Origin of the sequence: Burkholderia pyrrocinia (assembly GCF_018417535.1) — a bacterium.
GTDB lineage: Bacteria > Pseudomonadota > Gammaproteobacteria > Burkholderiales > Burkholderiaceae > Burkholderia > Burkholderia pyrrocinia_E.
On sequence record NZ_CP070977.1, the window covers coordinates 963,291 to 981,743 of the forward strand.

Genomic DNA, 18,453 nt, shown 5'->3' on the forward strand with positions numbered 1-18,453 from the left:
CGATGACCGCCGCATTTCCGGAGATCCTCGCGCTCGGCGAGGCGATGATCGAATTCAATCAGTCGCAGCCGGGCCGTCCCGAATTCCTGCAGGGCTTCGGCGGCGACACGTCGAACTTCTGCATCGCCGCGGCGCGCCAGGGCGCGTCGACGGGTTTCGTGTCGGCGATCGGCGACGACCCGTTCGGCCGCCTGCTGGCCGACATGTGGCGCGCCGAGCACGTCGATACGACGTACGTGCGGGTCGATCGCTCGGCGCCGACCGGCGTGTATTTCGTCACGCATGGCGCCGACGGCCACCAGTTCGACTATCTGCGCGCGGGCTCCGCGGCGAGCCGCTATGCGACGGGCGACCTGCCGCTCGACGCGCTGGCGGCCGCGAAGGCCGTGCACCTGTCGGGCATCAGCCTTGCGATCAGCGCGGCCGCGTGCGACGCCGCGTTTGCGGCGATCGACCATGCGCGCCGCAACGGCGCAAAGGTCAGCTTCGACACGAACCTGCGCCTGAAGCTGTGGCCGCTGCCGCGCGCTCGCGCGGTGATGCGCGAGGCGTTGCGCCAGACGGACATCTGCCTGCCGAGCTGGGACGACGTCACGGCGCTCACGGGCGCGAACGATCGCAATGCGATCGTCGACGCGATGCTCGAACACGGGCCGCAGGTCGTCGCGCTGAAGCTCGGGAAGGAAGGCGCGTATGTCGCGACGCCGAACGAACGGCGCGTCGTGCCGGGCTTCGCGGTCGAGGCCGTCGATGCAACGGGTGCGGGCGACTGCTTCGGCGGTGCCTTCGTCGCGCGGATCGTCGCGGGCGACGATCCGTTCGCGGCGGCACGCTATGCGAACGCGGCGGCGGCACTGTCGACGACGGGCTATGGCGCAGTCGCGCCGATTCCGCACCGCGATGCGGTGGAGCGCCTGATGCAAGGCTGACGCGACACACGCACGCCGGCCACGGCCCCGCACGATCGATTCATTCGATGAGAAGGATGAGGAGGCAACATGCAACGTGAAGTGGTGGTGGTGAGCGGCGTGCGTACCGCGATCGGCGATTTCGGCGGCGGCCTGAAGGACATCGCGCCGACCGAGCTCGGCGCGAAAGTCGTGCGCGAAGTGTTGCAGCGCGCGCAGGTGTCGGGCGACGAGGTCGGCCATGTGGTGTTCGGCAACGTCGTGCACACGGAGCCGAAGGACATGTATCTCGCGCGCGTCGCCGCGATCAACGGCGGCGTCGCGCAACATGCGCCGGCGCTCACGGTCAACCGGCTGTGCGGTTCGGGGCTGCAGGCGATCGTATCGGCCGCACAGGGCGTGCTGCTCGGCGACGCGGACATCGCGATTGCGGGCGGCGCGGAGAACATGAGCCGTGCGCCGTATTCGATCCCGGCCGCGCGCTTCGGGCAGCGCATGGGCGACATGCGCGCGGTCGACATGATGGTCGGCGCGCTGAACGATCCGTTCCAGACGATCCACATGGGCGTGACGGCCGAGAACGTCGCGGCGAAGTACGGTATTTCGCGCGACGCGCAGGATGCGCTCGCACTTGAATCGCACCGCCGTGCGTCGCATGCGGCGAAGGCCGGCTACTTCAAGGATCAGATCCTGCCGGTCGAGCTGATCGGCTCGAAGAAGGGCACGCCGGTCGTGTTCGATCACGACGAGCACGTGCGCCACGACGCGAGCCTGGACGACTTCTCGAAGCTGCGGCCCGTGTTCGTGAAGGAGAACGGCACGGTGACGGCCGGCAACGCGTCGGGCATCAACGACGCGGCGGCCGCGGTGCTGCTGATGGAGCGCGGCGTCGCCGAGAAGCGCGGCGCGAAGCCGCTCGCGCGCCTCGTCGCGTATGCGCATGCGGGCGTCGATCCGGCCTACATGGGGATCGGCCCGGTGCCGGCCACGCAAAGGGTGCTCGAGCGCGCGGGGCTGACGGTTGCCGATCTCGACGTGATCGAGGCGAACGAGGCATTCGCCGCGCAGGCATGCGCGGTGACGAAGGCGCTGGGTCTCGACCCGGCAAAGGTGAATCCGAACGGGTCCGGCATTTCGCTCGGCCACCCGATCGGCGCGACGGGCGCGTTGATCACCGTCAAGGCGCTGTACGAGTTGCAGCGCATCGGCGGCCGATACGCGCTCGTGACGATGTGCATCGGCGGCGGGCAGGGCATCGCCGCGATTTTCGAGCGAATCTGAAGCAAGGAGCAACGCAAGGTGGGTCGATATTCGGAATGGCAACGGGCGCTCGTCGTCGCAGGCGCGCTGGCGGCGGGCATCGCGCTGCCGGGCGCGGTTGCGGCGCAGGCCGTCGCGCCGGGCGCGCAACAGGATCAAGCGGCACCCGCGCGGCCGCTGCGGCCGAATCCCGAATTCGCCCGCCTGCCGCGCTACGAAGGCACGCTCGGCGACCGGCCGATCGTCGTGCATCTCGGCCCGAAGACGGACGAGGAAGGTGTGCATGGCGAATACCAGTTCGCCGATACGGGTGAGGTCGTCCTGCTCGCGGGCGATCGCGACGGCGATACGCTCGAGATCGAGGAATCGAACGACGGCACGAACATCACCGGCGTGTGGGTCGGCCGCTTCGACGCGACGGGCGAATTGAAGGCCGACCGGATGAACTCGGACGAATCGGACCCGCAGCCCGTCGTGCTGCGCCTGGCGCCGGGCAAGCGCACGGCGCTGCAGGTGCGCGACGGCCGCGTGCAGGAAATCGAGACGGTGGGCGGCATCGTCAACCTGCGCACCGACGACTGAGTCCGCGCTGGCTCGGCGTGCGCGGCGCGCATTGTACCGGGCCAAATGCGCCGATTTTGGCTAATCTAGCGACATATTCCGCAACCGAACGGCCTTGTGCCCGGCTTCCTGTCATGACTGCATCCACTCCCAAGCGCGCACTGCAAACCCGCATCGTTCAACCCGACGACGTCATCCCGGAAGGCTTCCGTTCGTTCGTGCCGCCCGTCGCGCGTGCGTCGACGGTCGTGTTCCCCGATCTCGCGACGATGCGCGCGCTCGTCTGGCACAACGACAACCAGTGGCGCTACGGGCTGCACGCAACGCCGACGTCGCTCGCGCTCGCGCAGCGGCTCGCCGAGATCGAGGGCGGCACGCACGCGCTGCTGCAGCCGTCGGGCCTCGCGGCGATCATGAACGTCTATTTCGGGATCGTGAAAGCGGGCGACGACGTGCTGATTCCGCACAACGTCTACGGGCCGAACGCCGATTTCGGCAACTGGCTCGCGAAGGATTTCGGCATTACCGCGCGCTTCTACGATCCGCTCGTCGGTGCCGGCATCGCCGATCTGATCCAGCCGAACACGCGGCTGATCTGGATCGAGGCGCCCGGCTCGGTGACGATGGAAGTGCCCGACGTGCAGGCGATCACGGCGGCCGCGCAGGCGCGCGGCATCGTCACCGCGATCGACAACACCTATTCGGCCGGGCTCGCGTTCAAGCCGTTCGAACACGGCGTCGACATCTCGGTGCAGGCGCTGACCAAGTACCAGTCGGGCGGCAGCGACGTGCTGATGGGCGCGACGATCACCGCGAACGCTGAACTGCAAGCAACGCTGAAGCTCGCGCGGATGCGCTGCGGGATCGGCGTATCGGTCGACGATTGCTCGCTCGTGCTGCGCAGCCTGCCGAGCATGCAGGTGCGCTTCGACGCGCACAGCAAGAGCGCGCTCGCGCTCGCGCAATGGCTGAAGGCGCGGCCGGAGATCACGGCGGTGCTGCACCCGCAGATCGCCGATTGCCCGGGGCATGCGTCGTTCGTGCGCGACTTCACGGGCGCGGGCGGGCTGTTCTCGGTGGTGTTCGACGCGCGCTACAGTGCGGAGCAGATCGACCGCTTCGTCGAGTCGCTCGAACTGTTCGCGATCGGCTGGAGCTGGGGCGGCGCGTGCAGCCTTGCGATGCCTTACGACGTCGCGTCGATGCGTCCGGACTGGCCGCATCGCGGCACGCTGGTGCGTTTCTATGTCGGTCTCGAGGACGAAGCCGACCTGCGCGCGGACATCGAGCGCGTGCTGCAGGCCGTACTCGGCTGATCGCAGGCCGATCACGTCCCGCGGAAAAACGAAACGCCGGCGCGATGCAAGTTCGCGCCGGCGTTTTTCATTCGAGGTCGTGCGGGATCAGAACAGCCGCAGCAGCCCGTCGAGGCCGACGTGATCGAACGCGACCGTCGCCGCATCGCGCACGACAGGCTTCGCGTGGAATGCGATCGACAGCCCGGCTTCGGCCATCATCTTCAGGTCGTTCGACCCGTCGCCCATCGCGATCGCGCGGCTCGGCTCGAGGCCGAGCGACGCGCAGGTGTCGCGCAGCATGCGCGCCTTCACGTCCGCGTTGACGATCTCGCCGAGCACCTTGCCGGTCAGCTTGCCGTCGACGATCTCGAGCGTGTTCGCATGCGCGTAGTCGAGGCCGAGGCGTGCCTTCAGCCGCTCGGTGAAGAACGTGAAGCCACCCGACACGAGCAGCGTCTTCATGCCGGCGGCCTTCACGCCGGCAAGCATCGTTTCGGCGCCCGGCGACAGTTGCAGCCGTTCCTCGTACACGCGCTCGAGCGCCTGCGCGTCGAGCCCGGCCAGCAGTGCGACGCGGCGCGTGAGGCTCTCGTTGAAGTCGCGGATCTCGCCGCGCATCGACGCTTCGGTGATCTCGGCGACCTGCGTCTTGAGCCCGCAGAAATCGGCGATCTCGTCGATGCATTCGATCGTGATCAGCGTCGAATCCATGTCCATCACGACGAGCCCGAAATCGCCGAGCGTGCGGCCGGCCTCGACGAACGCGAAGTCGAGTGCGTGCGTGCCGCAGTACGCATCGATGTCGAGGCGCTGCGCCGGGTTCGCGTTTTCGATGCGCAGCGCGTGATCGTCGGTCTGCACGATGCGGGTGCCGCGCGACAGCGCGAGCAGCGGTTTGTGATGGGCGTCCGACAGCGGCGCAAGACTCTGGATGACGAGGTTGTGGGTCATGGCGGGATGGTTGGGAGGCGAATGAAACACGTGCGCGGCCAACGGGCGGCCGCCTGCGGACGCGGGCCCCGTTCGGCTGCGGGCCATTGCGTCGCGAACGCGCCATTGTAGCCGGTTGGCCGGGCCGGGCGGTCGCGGCAGGTACGAATCCTGAGGCCCGACTCGAACCGGCACGCCCGCAGCGCGAGCCGAACAACGCCGACACCTATCGCTCGTCCGCACGGTCCCAGTACGGCGGATCGCCGAAATGCCCGGCCAGGAACGCGATGAACGCGAGCGTCTTCAGCGGCACGTGCGCGCGGCTCGGATAGACGGCCCAGATCGCGACGTCGTCGGCGAACGGATAGTCGTCGAGCACCGTGACGAGCGCGCCGCTCGCGAGCAGCGGGCCGACGTCCCAGGTCGACTTGATCGCGATCCCGAAGCCGTCGACGAGCGCTTCGCGGATCGCCTCGCCGTTGCTCGCGACGAGCCGGCCGCCGACCCGCACGGTCAGCGGGCCTTGCGGCGTCGCGAACGACCAGTCGCGCTGGTCGCCGAGGATCACGCACTCGTGCTGCGCGAGGTCGGCCGGATGGCGCGGCGTGCCGTGTTCGGCGAGATACGCGGGCGAGCAGCACAGCACGCGGCGGTTCACCGCGAGCTTGCGCGCGACGAGCGTCGAATCCTTCAGTGCGCCGAGACGGATCGCGACGTCGTAGCCGTCGTCGACGAGATCGACGATCTCGTCGGACAGCCGCAAGTCGAGCGACACGGACGGGTAGCGGCGCAGGAACGCGGGAATCACCGGCGCGACATGCTGGCGGCCGAACGACGACGACATCGATACCTTCAGCCGCCCGTACGGCTCGCTGCGACCGCGGCCGACCGACGCGCGCGCGGCGTCGGCGGCAGACAGCAGCGCGTCGGCGCGCGCCATGAAGACCTCGCCGTCCTGCGTGAGGCTGATGCGGCGCGTGGTGCGGTGCAGCAGCCGCGCGCCGAGCTGGCGTTCGAGCTGCGCGATGCGCGCGCTCGCGACCGCGGCGGACACGCCGAATTCGCGTCCGGCCGCGGTGACGTTCGCGAGCAGCGCCGCGCGCACGAACAGCGCGACGTCGAGCAGGTCGAGCGGCTTGTCGGGTGCCGGAATCGGATCGGGTGCCATTATTCCGAAATTCCTGAAAATGTTTCAGGAAATATAGCGGTTTTCTCGAAGGATCGGGTTGCCTACGATGACGTTCGTGGGGCTGCGCCGCGGCCCGCCCGGTTTCCGTGAAAGGAGTTTCGTGATGAAAGCCGTTGGACTGACCCGTTATCTGCCGATCGACGACCCGCAGGCCTTGCTCGACGTGGAACTGCCGCAGCCCGTACCGGGCCCGCGCGACCTGCTCGTGAAGGTCGAGGCCATTTCCGTGAACCCGGTGGACACCAAGGTGCGCGCGCCGAAGCCGCAGGTCGAGGAGACGCCGCGCGTGCTCGGCTGGGATGCCGCCGGCACGGTCGTCGCGGTCGGCGCGGACGTCACGCTGTTCCGGCCCGGCGACGAAGTGTTCTACGCGGGCAGCATCACGCGGCCCGGCGCGAACAGCGAATTCCATGCGGTCGACGAGCGGATCGCAGCGTTGAAGCCGCGCACGCTCGACTTCGCCGCGGCAGCCGCGCTGCCGCTCACCGCGCTGACCGCATGGGAGGCGCTGTTCGACCGGCTGCACGTGTCGCCGCAGGGCGCGGACGCCGGCAAGTCGGTGCTGATCATCGGCGGCGCGGGCGGCGTGGGCTCGATCGCGATCCAGCTCGCGAAGACGCTCGGCAAGCTGCACGTGATCGCGACCGCGTCGCGGCCGGCATCGGCCGAATGGGTGCGCTCGCTCGGCGCGGATGCGGTAGTCGACCATTTCGGCGACCTGCCTGCACAGTTGCGCGAGGCCGGGCATCCGAACGTCGACTACGTGCTGGTGTTCAACGATACGGACCGTCATTTCCCGGCCGCTGCGGAAGTAATCCGGCCGCAGGGCGGCATTTGCACGATCGTCGAGAACGAGAAGCCGGTGCCGGTCGAACTGCTGAAGGCGAAGAGCGCCGCGTTTCACTGGGAATTCATGTTCACGCGCGCCATGTTCGAGACGCCGGACATGATCGAGCAGCACCGGATCCTCGGCGAAGTCGCGCGGCTCGTCGACAGCGGCACGCTGCGCACGACGCTCGGCGAGCAGCTCGGCGCGATCAATGCCGCGAACGTGCGCCGCGCGCACCAGTTGCTCGAGGCCGGGCGCTCGATCGGCAAGATTGTGCTGAGCGGTTTCTGAGCGCCCCCGAACCTGTCGCTTCGCGCCAGGCCCCCGAGGGGGCATCCCCCAAGGGGACTTCCTTCGGGGCGGAAAAGTTGGGGGCGGCCCGGCGTTTTCTTGAGAGCCGGCAGCGCGCGTAAGGTTGCAATGCCGCGAACGCAAGCGGGGTAACACCCGATGCGTTTGCGGCGCATTGCATGCCGCTTGGCGGTAGACTGGCAACGCATCATGCATCGAAAACCGCGCGGCACGCGCGTGCCGCCGCATTACAAGGAGGTCAGCATGAGCCAACGCAGCTTGTCAGTCGCCGCATCGTGGTCGGCCGTGTTCGTGGCGGCGTGCGTCAGCGTGAGCGTATTCGCGGCGCCGCCGGTCAAGGGCAGCCTGAAGGGCGGCGGTACGGGACAGCTCGAATACACCGTCAAGGTCGATTCGAAGGCCTTCGGCAATGCGCAGGAGACCCGCAAGATCCGCTCGGGCGAAACGGACGACTTCAACTGGAAGTCGGTGCCGCCGAGCGGCGCGGTCGCGATGCCGGACGGCTGCCCGAACGCGGACAACCTGCCGCGCGACGAGAACGGCGCGATGGTGCGCCAGACCCAGGTGCGGCTCGCGCCGTCGGTCGACGCGAAGGGGATCGCCAACGTGCAGATGAGCTTCCAGGCGGCCGCGCCGAAGGGCACGCGCAACGTGACGGCCGGCGGCAAGTCGCTGCAGTGCCCGGACGTCGTGTCGGTGAGCCAGGTGAAGTGGGTGTCGCTTTCGACCAATGGCGGATCGAAGTCCGTGACGATGAGCGACGGCACGAAGGTGACGGTGTCGATCAAGCGTTGAGCGGCGCGCGCAGGCCGGCGTTTCGTCCGGTGCGCGCGCAACGGGTTCGACTGGCGGGACAAGCAGGGCGGCACGTGAGCGTTTCGTGTCGCCGTCACGATGCTTTCCCGCGACCTGCTCCGCGGCACAGTGCCGCGGCAACGGCATGGCGATCGTTCGTTGTGCGACCGCGTTGCGTGGCGACCTGCGTGACGTCATGCAGATATCACGTTATGCTCGCCGGCATCATCATCTTCCCGTAATGACATCCCGATGAAATTCCGAATTCACATGCTGCCGCTGGCCGCTGCGTTCGTCGCCGCGCAAGCGCAGGCGGCCGACGATTGCAGTTTCGTGAAGAAGGTCGAGCTGCCGTCGCGGCAGCAGGTGGCGGTCGTGTCGAGCGGCGTACTCGAACCGTGCTCGACCGGCAGCTACGCGGTGCGCGTGTATTCGACCGCGCATGCCGCGCCCGGCTTCGATACCGACGATTACGTGAACGGTGCGCTGCATGCGCGCGATGGCACGGTTACCGACGCGTACGCGGCCGACCTCGGCGCACGTGCGCCGCAGGCGCTCGTCGTGACGACGCGCTCGGCCGGCAGCGGCGGCTATGTCGGCGCGCAGGCCTATGTGACGACACCGCGTGCGGTGCGGCTCGTCGCGTCGGTCGACGGGCTCGCGCCCGACGCGGACATCGCGGCCGCGTTGCGGAAGGCGATCGGCAAGCGCAGCGGCGCGCGCTGACCGCGTACCGCGCGAATGCATCGCGTGGCACCGCCGCGTGTCAGTGCGCGCGCTCTTCGAGCCGCGACGCGAGAAAGCGGTGATCGGCCGAGAACAGCCGGCGATAGGTCATCAGCACCGCGCCGACGGTGCCGAGCGCGGACGCCGCGGCAATCAGGAACATGATCACGATCTGGTAGCGCACGGCCTGCAGCGGCGACTGGCCGGCCAGCACCTGGCCCGTCATCATCCCCGGCAGGCTCACGACGCCGACGACGGCCATCTGGTTCAGCGTCGGCAGCATGCCCGCGCGCACGGCCTGGCGCGCGGCATCCTGCGCGGCTTCCCAGCGTGTCCCGCCCAGCGCGAGCACGGTCTCGACGCGGTCGCGGCGTGCCGTGAGCTCTTCCATCATCCGCTCGACGCCGAGCGACACGCCCGTCAGCGTATTGCCGAGAATCATCCCGAGGATCGGAATCGCGTATTGCGGCGCGTACCACGGTTGGATGCGGATCACGACGAACAGGCCGACCGCCGCGACGAACCAGCTGCTGAACCAGATCGACGCGATGCTGTCGACGCGCTGGCCACGGTACGTACGCTTGCCGCGTCCCGCGCCGGCGAAGCCGGCGATCAGCGTCATCAGCGCGGTGAGCGGCAGCACGACGTACCAGTGAGGATGGCCGAACACCCAGCCGAGCACGTAGCCGATCGCGAGCAACTGGACGACGGTGCGCACCGCCGCGAGCGCGAGCTTGCGGCCGAGGCCGAGCGACAGCGCCGCCGAGATCGCGCCGTTGACGGCGACGAGCGCCGCGGCGATGCCGACGTCGACGAGGCTCAGGTCCTGCAGTGCCGGGCTCATTGCGTGGCCTCCATCGGGTTCGCGACATGCAGCACGCCGGCCTGCATCACGAGCCGGATCGTGCCGATCCGCGCGGCCTGCGCCGGATCGTGCGAGATCCACATGTACGCGCGTGCGTCGGGCGCCGCGTCGAACCATGCATCGACGAGCGCCTCGATCGCGCGCGCCGATTCGGGATCGAGCGCGGAGGTCGGCTCGTCGAGCAGCAGCACGTCGGGATCGAGCTGCAGCACGCGCAGCAGCGCCGTGATCTGCGCTTCGCCGCCCGACAGGTCGCTCGCGCGCTTGTCGAGAAAGTCGGGGCCGCGGCCGGCGCGCGCGGCGAGCGCTTCGGCACGCGTGCGATCGAACGCGACGTCGCGATAGATCGAGAGCGAATACGGATAGCGCAATTGCGATTCGACGGTGCCGTCCATCTGCGCGGGACGCTGGCGCACGTACGCGACGCTGCGCCGGTAGCGCGGAATCGCGCTGCGCCGGATCCGGCTGCCGCGCCACAGGAGGTGGCCGCCGTCGAGCGGATCGAGCAGCGCGAGCGCGCGCAGCAGCACGCTCTTGCCCGACCCGGACGGTCCCGTGATGGCAATTCGCGATCCCGCTGCGAGGCTGAAATCGGTCGGGGCGAGCAGGGTCTTGCCGCTGCTGGCGTCGCGCCGCGTAATGCGCTGCGCATCGATGAGGCCGGTGGGGGCTGTCATGTCACAAATGAAAAAAAGCGTTAATGGCGCTGAAACGTCACCATGGCGTGCGTCATAATACCGATTGAAAAGCCGCGGGTGTCGTGCGCCGTTCGTCCACGCAAGCGGCCCGGCATGGTGCGGCAACACTTCAGAACAACAACGGAACCGCCATGACGCTAACCCGAGCCATCGGCAAATCGGCTGCATGGATCGTCGGTATCGTCGCGGTGCTTATCGCGGCGGCCGGCGTCTTTCTCTTCACGTTCGACTGGAACCGCGCGAAGCCGTGGGTCAACGAACAGGTGAGTGCGGCACTCGGCCGCCCGTTCGCGATCAACGGCGACCTCAAGGTCGGCTGGCGTCGCCCCGACGGCGAGACCGGCTGGCGCGCATGGGTGCCCTGGCCGAGCTTTTCGGCCACGCAGCTCGAGATCGGCAACCCCGACTGGGCGAAGGTGCCCAAGTTCGTCACGCTCGATGCCGCGCACTTCGATCTCGCGATCCTGCCGCTGCTCGCTCACGAAATCGTCATTCCGTCGATCGACGTCGTGAATCCCGCCGTCGACCTCGAGCGGCTCGCCGACGGCCGCAACACGTGGACCTTCCAGTTCAAGCAATCGGCGCAGCCGTCGCCTTGGAAGGTGCGGCTCGACAGCTTCGGCTTCGCGAAGGGCACCGTCACGTATCGCGACGCGATCACGAAGGCCGACCTGTCCGTTGCGATCGATACGCTCGGGCAGCCGATTCCGCTCGGCGACGTGCTGAAGGAACAAGAGCAGACGTCGCGTGCGGCGTCCGCGCAACGTGTCGGCAAGCACGGCGCTGCGCAATTGAGCGCGAAGGCCAACGCGGAAGCCGCGTCGAGCGCTTCCGCGGCACAGGCTGCGAGTGCGGCGTCGTCCGCGGGTGCTTCGGCCGCGTCTTCCGTTGCTTCGGCTTCGTCGTCCCCGTCTGCCGCTTCCGCTTCGACGGCGGCCGTCGCGTCCGGCGCAAGCGGCGCCGCGGCGCCCGCGAAGCCGTCCGGCCCGACCTATGCGTTCGGGCTGAAGGTCGACGGCCGCTACAAGAACGTGCCGATCAGCGGTACCGGCAAGCTCGGCGGCGTGCTGGCGATCCAGGACGCATCGCGGCCGTTCCCGTTGCAGGCCGACGTGAAGGCTGGCGACACCCGGCTCGCGATCGTCGGCACGCTGACCGATCCGATGCATCTCGCAGCGATCGACCTGCGGCTGTGGCTGCAGGGCACGTCGATGTCGCACCTTTACCAGCTCACTGGCATCACGCTGCCCGATACGCCGCCTTACGCGACCGAAGGGCGGCTGATCGGCAACTTCAAGCGGCACGCGAGCACGTTCCGCTACGAGAACTTCAACGGCCGCGTCGGCGGCAGCGATCTCGGCGGCACGCTGGTGTACGAGCAGCGCGAGCCGCGGCCGAAGCTGTCGGGCGAGCTCGTGTCGAACCTGCTGCAGTTCTCCGATCTAGCGCCTGTGATCGGCGCGGATACTGCCGCGAGCAAGGCCAAGCGCGGCGACACGACGCGCCAGCCGTCCGGCCGCGTGCTGCCGGTCGAGACGTTCCGTACCGATCGCTGGCGCGCGCTCGACGCGGACGTCAAGTTCACGGGCCGCAAGCTGATCAAGAGTTCGAACCTGCCGATCACGAACCTGTACACGCACATCGTGATGCAGGATGGCGTGCTGTCGCTCGAGCCGCTGCAGTTCGGCGTCGCGGGCGGCACGCTCGCGACGACCGCGCACCTCGACGGCAGCGGCGCACAGCTGAAGGGCCGCTTCATGGTGGCCGCGCGGCATCTGAAGCTCAAGCAACTGTTCCCGACGCAGAAGGTCATGCAGTCGGCGCTCGGCGAGATCAACGGCGACGCGTCGCTGTCGGCGACCGGCAACTCGCCGGCCGCGCTGGCCGCGACGTCGAACGGCGAAGTGAAGGCGCTCGTCACGGACGGTCGCATCAGCCGCCTGCTGATGGAGGCGGCGGGGTTGAACGTTGCGAACGTCGTCTACGAGAAGCTGTTCGGCAACAACGACGTGAAGATCAACTGCGCGGCGATCGACTTCGTCGCGACCAACGGCATTCTCGACCCGAAGGTGTTCGCGCTCGATACGGACGACGCGCTGATCAACGTCGACGGCCCGATCAGCCTGCGCGACGAAACGCTCGACCTGAAGATCCATCCGCATACGAAGGGTTTCCGAATCTTCTCGCTGCGCTCGCCGCTGTATGCGAAGGGCACGTTCAAGAACCCGGACGTCGGCGTTGATGCGGGTGCGCTCGCGCTGCGTGCCGGCGCGATGATCGGGCTCGGGCTGATCAACCCGTTCGCGGCGCTGATCCCGCTGATCGCGCCGAGCAACAACCGGGACGTGCCGTGCTCGGAACTGTTCGGGCAGATGAACGCGAAGGCGGCGCAAAGGGCGGCCGCGAAGGCCGGCAAGTGAGGCGGGCGGGCACCGGCGGGTGCCCGGCGCGGAGGGCGGAGCGGCGGGGCCGGAACGGCATGGTCGGCAGTTTCTCCGACTCCTGCTAAAATACGCGGTTTTCCGTCGATTTATCCTTTAACGGGACCTGCCGTGCTTTCTACTGCCAACATCACGATGCAATTCGGGCCAAAGCCCCTGTTCGAGAATATCTCGGTCAAATTCGGCGAGGGCAACCGCTATGGTCTGATCGGCGCGAACGGCTGTGGCAAGTCGACGTTCATGAAGATCCTCGGCAGCGACCTCGAGCCGAGCGCCGGCAACGTCGCGCTGGAGCCGAACGTGCGTCTCGGCAAGCTGCGCCAGGACCAGTTCGCGTACGAAGACGTGCGCGTGCTCGACGTCGTGATGATGGGCCACACCGAGATGTGGGCCGCGATGACCGAGCGTGACGCGATCTACGCGAACCCGGAAGCCACCGACGACGACTACATGCACGCGGCCGAGCTCGAGGGCAAGTTCGCCGAATACGGCGGCTACGACGCCGAGGCGCGCGCGGGCGCGCTGCTGCTCGGCATCGGCATCGAGGAGAAGTTCCACAGCGGCACGATGAGCGACGTCGCGCCGGGCTGGAAGCTGCGCGTGCTGCTCGCGCAGGCGCTGTTCTCGAAGCCGGATGTGCTGCTGCTCGACGAACCGACCAACAACCTCGACATCAACTCGATCCGTTGGCTGGAGGGCATGCTCAACGAGTACAACTCGACGATGATCATCATCTCGCACGATCGTCACTTCCTGAACTCGGTGTGCACGCACATGGCCGACATGGACTTCGGCACGCTGAAGGTCTGGCCGGGCAACTACGACGACTACATGCTCGCGTCGGCGCAGGCGCGCGAGCGGCAGGCCGCGGCGAACACCCGCGCCAAGGAGCGAGTCGCGGAGCTGCAGGACTTCGTGCGCCGCTTCTCGGCGAACAAGTCGAAGGCCCGCCAGGCGACGAGCCGCGCGAAGCAGATCGACAAGATCAAGATCGAGGATTTTAAGCCGTCGTCGCGCCAGAACCCGTTCATCCGCTTCGAGTTCGAGAAGAAGCTGCACAACGTCGCGGTGGTCGCCGAAGACATCACGAAGAAGTACGAGCGTACGATCTTCCAGAACTTCAACCTGTCGGTGCAGCCGGGCGAGCGGATCGCGATCATCGGCGAGAACGGCGCGGGCAAGACGACGCTGCTGCGTTCGCTGCTCGGTGCGCTCGCGCTCGAGCACGGTACGGTGAAGTGGTCCGAAAACGCGAATGTCGGCTACATGCCGCAGGACACGTACGAGGAGTTCCCGAACGACATCACGCTGATGGACTGGATCGACCAGTACCGCAAGGACGGCGACGACGAAACGATGGTGCGCGGCACGCTGGGCCGCCTGCTGTTCTCGTCGGACGACATCAAGAAGTCGGTGAAGGTGCTGTCGGGCGGCGAGAAGGGCCGCATGATCTGGGGCAAGCTGATGCTCGGCCGCCACAACGTGCTGCTGATGGACGAGCCGACCAACCACATGGACATGGAATCGATCGAGTCGCTGCAGATCGCGCTCGAGCAGTTCGAAGGCACGCTGATCTTCGTGTCGCACGACCGCGAGTTCGTGAGCGGGCTGGCGAACCGGATCATCGAAGTGAAGACGGACGGCAACCTGTTCGACTTCGGCGGCAATTACGAGGAATTCCTGACGAGCCAGGGGCAGGAGTAATTGCCCTGACGCTTCCGTTCATGTGCCGCGGCTAGACAATACGAAGCCGGGCACATACAGCGAAGCCGCAAGAAACGCATCAGGCCCGCATCGACAGCATTGTCGATGCGGGCCTTTTCATTTCCGTCCCCGGCAAAGCCCGGCGGCGTCGCGCAATCCAGTTTCCTCCGGCGAGTCGACTTCGGGTAAATTACGCTCCGAACACCAATCCCCATTCCCCAATCCGACCCGGAGCCGCCCCTCGATGCAGGACCATCCTCTCCCGCTCGACCTGTCCGGCCTTGCGCCAAGCCTGTACGCGCAGGGCACCGAGGAAAGCATCCTGGCGCGGCTGATGGAGCGGATCGCACCCACGAATCGCTTCTGCGTCGACATCGGCGCGAGCGACGGCCTGCGCAACAGCAACACCGCGCGGCTGCTGCGCGAACAGGATTGGGCGGGTGTGCTGGTGGAAGGCAGCGCGTACCGGTTCGGCAAGCTTGCCGTTCACTACGCGGGCGCGGAGCGTGTCCGTTTGCACCACGACCGCGTCCAGCCCGACACGGTCGACCCGTTGCTCGCCGATGCGAACGTGCCGGCCGACTTCGACCTGCTGTCGATCGATATCGACGGCAACGACTACTGGGTGTGGCGCGGCCTGCGAGCGTTTCAGCCGCGCATCGTCGTGATCGAATACAACCCGTACTACACGCCACCCGAACGTTGGGTCATGTGCTTCAATCCGGACCACGAATGGGACGGATCGACCTATTACGGCGCGAGCCTCGAATCGCTCGTTCACCTCGGCAGGCAGAAGGGCTATGAGCTCGTCTGCTGCGACGACATGGGCAACAACGCGTTCTTCGTGCGGCAGGACCTGTACCCGCTGCTCGGCATCGCGAACAACGATCCTTCGGTGCTGTTCCGGCCGGCGATGTACAAGCTGCGCTACGTCGGGCACAACACGTTCCTGAGCGGCCATCCTTATCGGCACGGGCCGGCCGAGCACATCTGAATGGACCAACCCGCCGTCACCTTCGACGAGATCCGCGACGCGTACGCGCTCGGCCACAGCGGGCCGCCGCGGCAGGTAGGCGAACGCGTGTGGCATCTGCCGACCGACGGCGGCGGCGTGGCGGTCAAGCGCTATGCGCCGCAGCATCATGCGCGCGCGGCCAAGGAAGCCGCCGTACTCGCGCATTTCGAGACGCATGGCGATGCGCGCTTCCGTGTCCAGACGCTGAAACGCACGACGGCCGGCGAACCGCTGTGGACGGGCGCCGGCTCGCACGCGATGCTGACGCGCTGGGAAGCGGGGCAGTTCAGAACTTACGATACGTTTTCGCCGGCCGAGTGGGATGCGCTCGGCGCGAGTCTCGCGGCGTTGCACCTGAGCCTCGAACGGCTTCATCTGCCGTCGCTCGATACGATCCGCGCGCGGCTGACCGCGATCGACGCGGACGCGGTGCGCCGCAGCCTGCTCGACGCGCTGGATCGCGTGCGCTCGAACGACGGCGCCGCGAACCTGCGCCGCTATGTCGAGCTCGCGCTGCGCATGATCGACCGCTACTATCCGGGCAGCATCGAAGCGTTTCCCGCCGACGATCCGCAGCACCCGATCCACAACGACTACAACCAGTTCAACTACCTGTTCGCGGGCACGGGCACGCCGCCGCTCATCCTCGACTGGGAAGCGACGATCGGCGCGCCGCACGAATACGAGCTGGTGCGTTGCCTGAACCATCTGCCGCTGGAAGCGCCGCACCTGGCGGAGGCCTTCGTGCTCGCGTATCGGCGGGTCGGGCCGGTGAATCCCGCGCGCATCGCCTGGGCGGTCGATGCCGCGTGTCTGCAGCACGCGCTCAAGTTGTGGGTCGTGCAAGGCTGGCTCGACGATCCGGCACGCTTCGCTGCGCACCTGAACGGGGCGGTGACGATGGCGTCCGCGATGGTGGACGCGCGCGGCCGTCTCGTCGATTTCTTTTCCCGTTGCGTGGAAGCAGGAAACTGAAGTGAATGCGAATCCGAACACGCTTTCGAATCCGGCCTCGTCCGGAGAGCGGCAACATGTCTTCCCGCCGCCGCTGGATCGCGACTACCGCGTCGAAGACGGGCGCGTCCTGACGCGCTCGCTGGAAGCGCATATCGTCGATCACTGCAATCTGACCTGCGCGGAATGCTGCTCGCTGTCGCCGCTCCTGCCCGAGTGGCATGCGAGCCCCGATTCGCTCGAGGCCGATCTGCGCAAGGCCGCGAAGGTGCTGAGCCCGCGCATGTTCAAGCTGGTCGGCGGCGAACCGCTGCTGCATCCGGCGCTCGTCGAGCTCGTCGAACGCGTGCGCGCCACGGGCATCGCACCGGTGATCTCGGTCACGACGAACGGCCTGAAGCTCGGCGAGATGCCGGACGCGTTCTGGCAGTCGGTGGATGCGCTGACGATCTCGCGCTACCCGAAGCCGTCGCTTTCGCGCGACCTGATCGCGCATGTCGAGCACCAGGCCGCGCGCTTCGACGTGCGCCTGAACTGGAAGGTGCAGGACGTGTTCACGACGATGAATCGCGCGCAGCCCGGCACGGACCGCGACGATGCGCAGCGCCTCTATCGCGATTGCTGGATCCGCGAGCGCTGCCATATGATTCGCGACGGCATGTTCTACACGTGCACGCGTCCCGCGCATTTCCATACGCTTTACAAGGGCGAGAAGGATTTTCAATCCGACGGCCTGCCGTTGCGCGACGACGCAGGCATGCTCGAAGCGATGCTCGCCTATTTGCAACGCGAGGCGCCGCTCGAAGCGTGCCTGCATTGCCAGGGCGGCAGCGCGCCGGTGGCGCCGCATCGCATCCTGAAACGCATTGAAGTGGACACCTTGAAGGCTCGTTATCCATGATCGTCGGCACGCGCGACCTGTTCGGTTTCGATCGCCTGCACTACCATCCGCGCAGCGGCGTGTCGGCGTCCGGCATTCGGGCCGTCCTGCATGCTTCGGGGCAACCGGCCGGCGCGCCGGACACGGCCGCCATCGCGGGCTACCTGAGCGGCGAGCGTCCCATCAGTCGCACCGTGCTGCGCGACGTGCTGGCGGTGCCGCCCGGCCACGCGCTGATCCGTTCGCCGCAAGGGCTGGCGGTGCAGCCGGCGCCGGAGCGGCCGCAGCGCGGCGATCTGGAAACCGTGCTGCGCGCATCGCTGCAACGCGCGCTCGACAGCGGCAAGCGCGTCGCGCTGGCGCTGAGCGGCGGGCTCGATTCGGCGCTGCTGCTCGCGTTGCTGCGCGAACTCGGCGCGCAGCGGCACGTGACGTCCTACATCCTCGCGACCGACATGCCGGACTATTGCGAACGCGATGCCGCACTCGAACTGGCCGAGCAGATGCAGGCGACGGTGAAGATCGTGCGCGCGAACGAGGCCGATTTCGTGGCCGCGCTGCCGAGAACGACCTATGCGGTCGAGGAGCCGATGTTCAACCTGCATCCGGTCGCGAAGCTGTTGCTGGCCGAGGCGATGGCCGCTGACGGCATCGAGGTGGCCGTCACCGGCGACGGTGCGGACCAGGTGCTGCGCCGCGACCGGTCGGCCAACTATCTGCCGCTGTGCCATGCATTGTTCGATGCGGCGTCGGTCGACCTGCATCCGCCGTTTGTCGACGCCGCCGTCGTCGCGCATCTGACGAGCATCGCGCCCGACCCGAACAAGCAGTGCCTGCGCGATCTCGGTGCGCGCCTGAACCTGCCGGACCGTCTCGTGCACGGCCCCAAGCGCGGGCGGCTCGCGCCGGCGATGGACCTCACGACACTGCTCGATCGCGAGCGCACGCGTGCGCTCGCCGACACGCTCGGCCTGGCCGCGCCCACGCTGCAGGCGGATACCGAACGCGTGCTGTGGGCGACGCTGACACTGATCCTCGATCATCTTGACCACTTCGATCACCGCGATGCCGCGCATCGCCCAACCTGA

Annotated in this window: 17 protein-coding genes; 13 read left to right on the forward strand and 4 right to left on the reverse strand. The window is 67.6% G+C overall.

Features of this window, described 5'->3' with window-relative positions; translation table 11 throughout:
- Positions 1 to 2 precede the first annotated feature (2 nt).
- The 4 genes from JYG32_RS04560 to JYG32_RS04575 all read left to right on the forward strand — a co-directional run bounded on the left by JYG32_RS04560 (position 3) and on the right by JYG32_RS04575 (position 4,045).
- Entirely contained in the window at positions 3 to 929 is a 927-nt protein-coding gene (locus tag JYG32_RS04560; protein WP_213264801.1) for a sugar kinase, read from the forward strand.
- A 69-nt stretch (positions 930 to 998) separates the two neighbouring features.
- Entirely contained in the window at positions 999 to 2,189 is a 1,191-nt protein-coding gene (gene bktB, locus JYG32_RS04565; RefSeq protein WP_213264802.1) for a beta-ketothiolase BktB, read from the forward strand.
- Positions 2,190 to 2,207: 18 nt separating this feature from the next.
- A complete protein-coding gene (locus tag JYG32_RS04570) occupies positions 2,208 to 2,750 on the forward strand; it encodes a hypothetical protein (protein ID WP_174381529.1) in 543 nt (180 codons plus the stop codon).
- A 113-nt stretch (positions 2,751 to 2,863) separates the two neighbouring features.
- A complete protein-coding gene (locus tag JYG32_RS04575; protein WP_213264803.1) occupies positions 2,864 to 4,045 on the forward strand; it encodes a cystathionine beta-lyase in 1,182 nt (393 codons plus the stop codon).
- An 87-nt stretch (positions 4,046 to 4,132) separates the two neighbouring features.
- Here the strand turns inward: JYG32_RS04575 and serB are convergent, their stop codons facing one another.
- Together serB and JYG32_RS04585 are read right to left on the reverse strand one after the other, a co-directional pair.
- Entirely contained in the window at positions 4,133 to 4,978 is an 846-nt protein-coding gene (gene serB / locus JYG32_RS04580; RefSeq protein WP_213264804.1) for a phosphoserine phosphatase SerB, read from the reverse strand.
- A gap of 205 nt (positions 4,979 to 5,183) precedes the next feature.
- Positions 5,184 to 6,125: a LysR family transcriptional regulator gene (locus tag JYG32_RS04585; protein ID WP_213264805.1), complete on the reverse strand. Its 942-nt coding sequence runs from the start codon at positions 6,123 to 6,125 to the stop codon at positions 5,184 to 5,186.
- Positions 6,126 to 6,249: 124 nt separating this feature from the next.
- Between JYG32_RS04585 and JYG32_RS04590 the strand changes: the two genes are divergently transcribed.
- The 3 genes from JYG32_RS04590 to JYG32_RS04600 all read left to right on the forward strand — a co-directional run bounded on the left by JYG32_RS04590 (position 6,250) and on the right by JYG32_RS04600 (position 8,808).
- A complete protein-coding gene (locus tag JYG32_RS04590) occupies positions 6,250 to 7,266 on the forward strand; it encodes a zinc-binding alcohol dehydrogenase family protein (RefSeq protein ID WP_174381526.1) in 1,017 nt (338 codons plus the stop codon).
- 264 nt (positions 7,267 to 7,530) lie between these two features.
- Positions 7,531 to 8,082 carry a DUF6013 family protein gene (locus tag JYG32_RS04595; protein WP_213264806.1) on the forward strand — a complete coding sequence of 184 codons (552 nt, stop codon included), beginning with the start codon at positions 7,531 to 7,533 and terminating at the stop codon, positions 8,080 to 8,082.
- A 252-nt stretch (positions 8,083 to 8,334) separates the two neighbouring features.
- On the forward strand, positions 8,335 to 8,808 hold the full coding sequence (locus JYG32_RS04600) for a PliI family lysozyme inhibitor of I-type lysozyme (protein ID WP_174381524.1): 474 nt from the start codon (positions 8,335 to 8,337) through the stop codon (positions 8,806 to 8,808).
- Between the two features lie 40 nt (positions 8,809 to 8,848).
- Here the strand turns inward: JYG32_RS04600 and JYG32_RS04605 are convergent, their stop codons facing one another.
- Complete coding sequence (locus JYG32_RS04605) at positions 8,849 to 9,652, reverse strand: ABC transporter permease (RefSeq protein WP_213264807.1); 804 nt, start codon at positions 9,650 to 9,652, stop codon at positions 8,849 to 8,851.
- Complete coding sequence (locus tag JYG32_RS04610) at positions 9,649 to 10,350, reverse strand: ABC transporter ATP-binding protein (RefSeq protein ID WP_213264808.1); 702 nt, start codon at positions 10,348 to 10,350, stop codon at positions 9,649 to 9,651. Before JYG32_RS04610 ends, JYG32_RS04605 begins: the two co-directional genes overlap by 4 nt.
- 152 nt (positions 10,351 to 10,502) lie before the next feature.
- On the opposite strand from JYG32_RS04610, the gene JYG32_RS04615 reads away from it, so the two are divergent.
- The 6 genes from JYG32_RS04615 (at position 10,503) to JYG32_RS04640 (ending at position 18,453) form a co-directional block, all read left to right on the forward strand.
- Positions 10,503 to 12,791, forward strand: a complete 2,289-nt coding sequence (locus JYG32_RS04615; protein WP_213264809.1) for an AsmA family protein — start codon at positions 10,503 to 10,505, stop codon at positions 12,789 to 12,791.
- Between the two features lie 132 nt (positions 12,792 to 12,923).
- Positions 12,924 to 14,516, forward strand: a complete 1,593-nt coding sequence (locus tag JYG32_RS04620) for an ABC-F family ATPase (RefSeq protein ID WP_213264810.1) — start codon at positions 12,924 to 12,926, stop codon at positions 14,514 to 14,516.
- Between the two features lie 244 nt (positions 14,517 to 14,760).
- A complete protein-coding gene (locus JYG32_RS04625; RefSeq protein ID WP_174381519.1) occupies positions 14,761 to 15,510 on the forward strand; it encodes an FkbM family methyltransferase in 750 nt (249 codons plus the stop codon).
- A complete protein-coding gene (locus JYG32_RS04630; protein ID WP_213264811.1) occupies positions 15,511 to 16,506 on the forward strand; it encodes a phosphotransferase enzyme family protein in 996 nt (331 codons plus the stop codon).
- Position 16,507: 1 nt separating this feature from the next.
- Positions 16,508 to 17,386: a 4Fe-4S cluster-binding domain-containing protein gene (locus tag JYG32_RS04635; protein ID WP_213264812.1), complete on the forward strand. Its 879-nt coding sequence runs from the start codon at positions 16,508 to 16,510 to the stop codon at positions 17,384 to 17,386.
- A complete protein-coding gene (locus JYG32_RS04640; RefSeq protein ID WP_213264813.1) occupies positions 17,383 to 18,453 on the forward strand; it encodes an asparagine synthase-related protein in 1,071 nt (356 codons plus the stop codon). Before JYG32_RS04635 ends, JYG32_RS04640 begins: the two co-directional genes overlap by 4 nt.

Excerpts from the sequence above, each read along its gene's own strand:
- JYG32_RS04630 (WP_213264811.1), top strand. The coding sequence starts at position 15,511 with ATGGACCAACCCGCCGTCACCTTCGACGAGATCCGCGACGCGTACGCG.
- JYG32_RS04605 (WP_213264807.1), bottom strand. The coding sequence starts at position 9,652 with ATGAGCCCGGCACTGCAGGACCTGAGCCTCGTCGACGTCGGCATCGCC.
- JYG32_RS04625 (WP_174381519.1), top strand. The coding sequence starts at position 14,761 with ATGCAGGACCATCCTCTCCCGCTCGACCTGTCCGGCCTTGCGCCAAGC.
- JYG32_RS04600 (WP_174381524.1), top strand. The coding sequence starts at position 8,335 with ATGAAATTCCGAATTCACATGCTGCCGCTGGCCGCTGCGTTCGTCGCC.
- JYG32_RS04585 (WP_213264805.1), bottom strand. The coding sequence starts at position 6,125 with ATGGCACCCGATCCGATTCCGGCACCCGACAAGCCGCTCGACCTGCTC.
- JYG32_RS04640 (WP_213264813.1), top strand. The coding sequence starts at position 17,383 with ATGATCGTCGGCACGCGCGACCTGTTCGGTTTCGATCGCCTGCACTAC.
- bktB (WP_213264802.1), top strand. The coding sequence starts at position 999 with ATGCAACGTGAAGTGGTGGTGGTGAGCGGCGTGCGTACCGCGATCGGC.
- JYG32_RS04610 (WP_213264808.1), bottom strand. The coding sequence starts at position 10,350 with ATGACAGCCCCCACCGGCCTCATCGATGCGCAGCGCATTACGCGGCGC.
- serB (WP_213264804.1), bottom strand. The coding sequence starts at position 4,978 with ATGACCCACAACCTCGTCATCCAGAGTCTTGCGCCGCTGTCGGACGCC.
- JYG32_RS04595 (WP_213264806.1), top strand. The coding sequence starts at position 7,531 with ATGAGCCAACGCAGCTTGTCAGTCGCCGCATCGTGGTCGGCCGTGTTC.
- JYG32_RS04560 (WP_213264801.1), top strand. The coding sequence starts at position 3 with ATGACCGCCGCATTTCCGGAGATCCTCGCGCTCGGCGAGGCGATGATC.
- JYG32_RS04575 (WP_213264803.1), top strand. The coding sequence starts at position 2,864 with ATGACTGCATCCACTCCCAAGCGCGCACTGCAAACCCGCATCGTTCAA.
- JYG32_RS04615 (WP_213264809.1), top strand. The coding sequence starts at position 10,503 with ATGACGCTAACCCGAGCCATCGGCAAATCGGCTGCATGGATCGTCGGT.
- JYG32_RS04590 (WP_174381526.1), top strand. The coding sequence starts at position 6,250 with ATGAAAGCCGTTGGACTGACCCGTTATCTGCCGATCGACGACCCGCAG.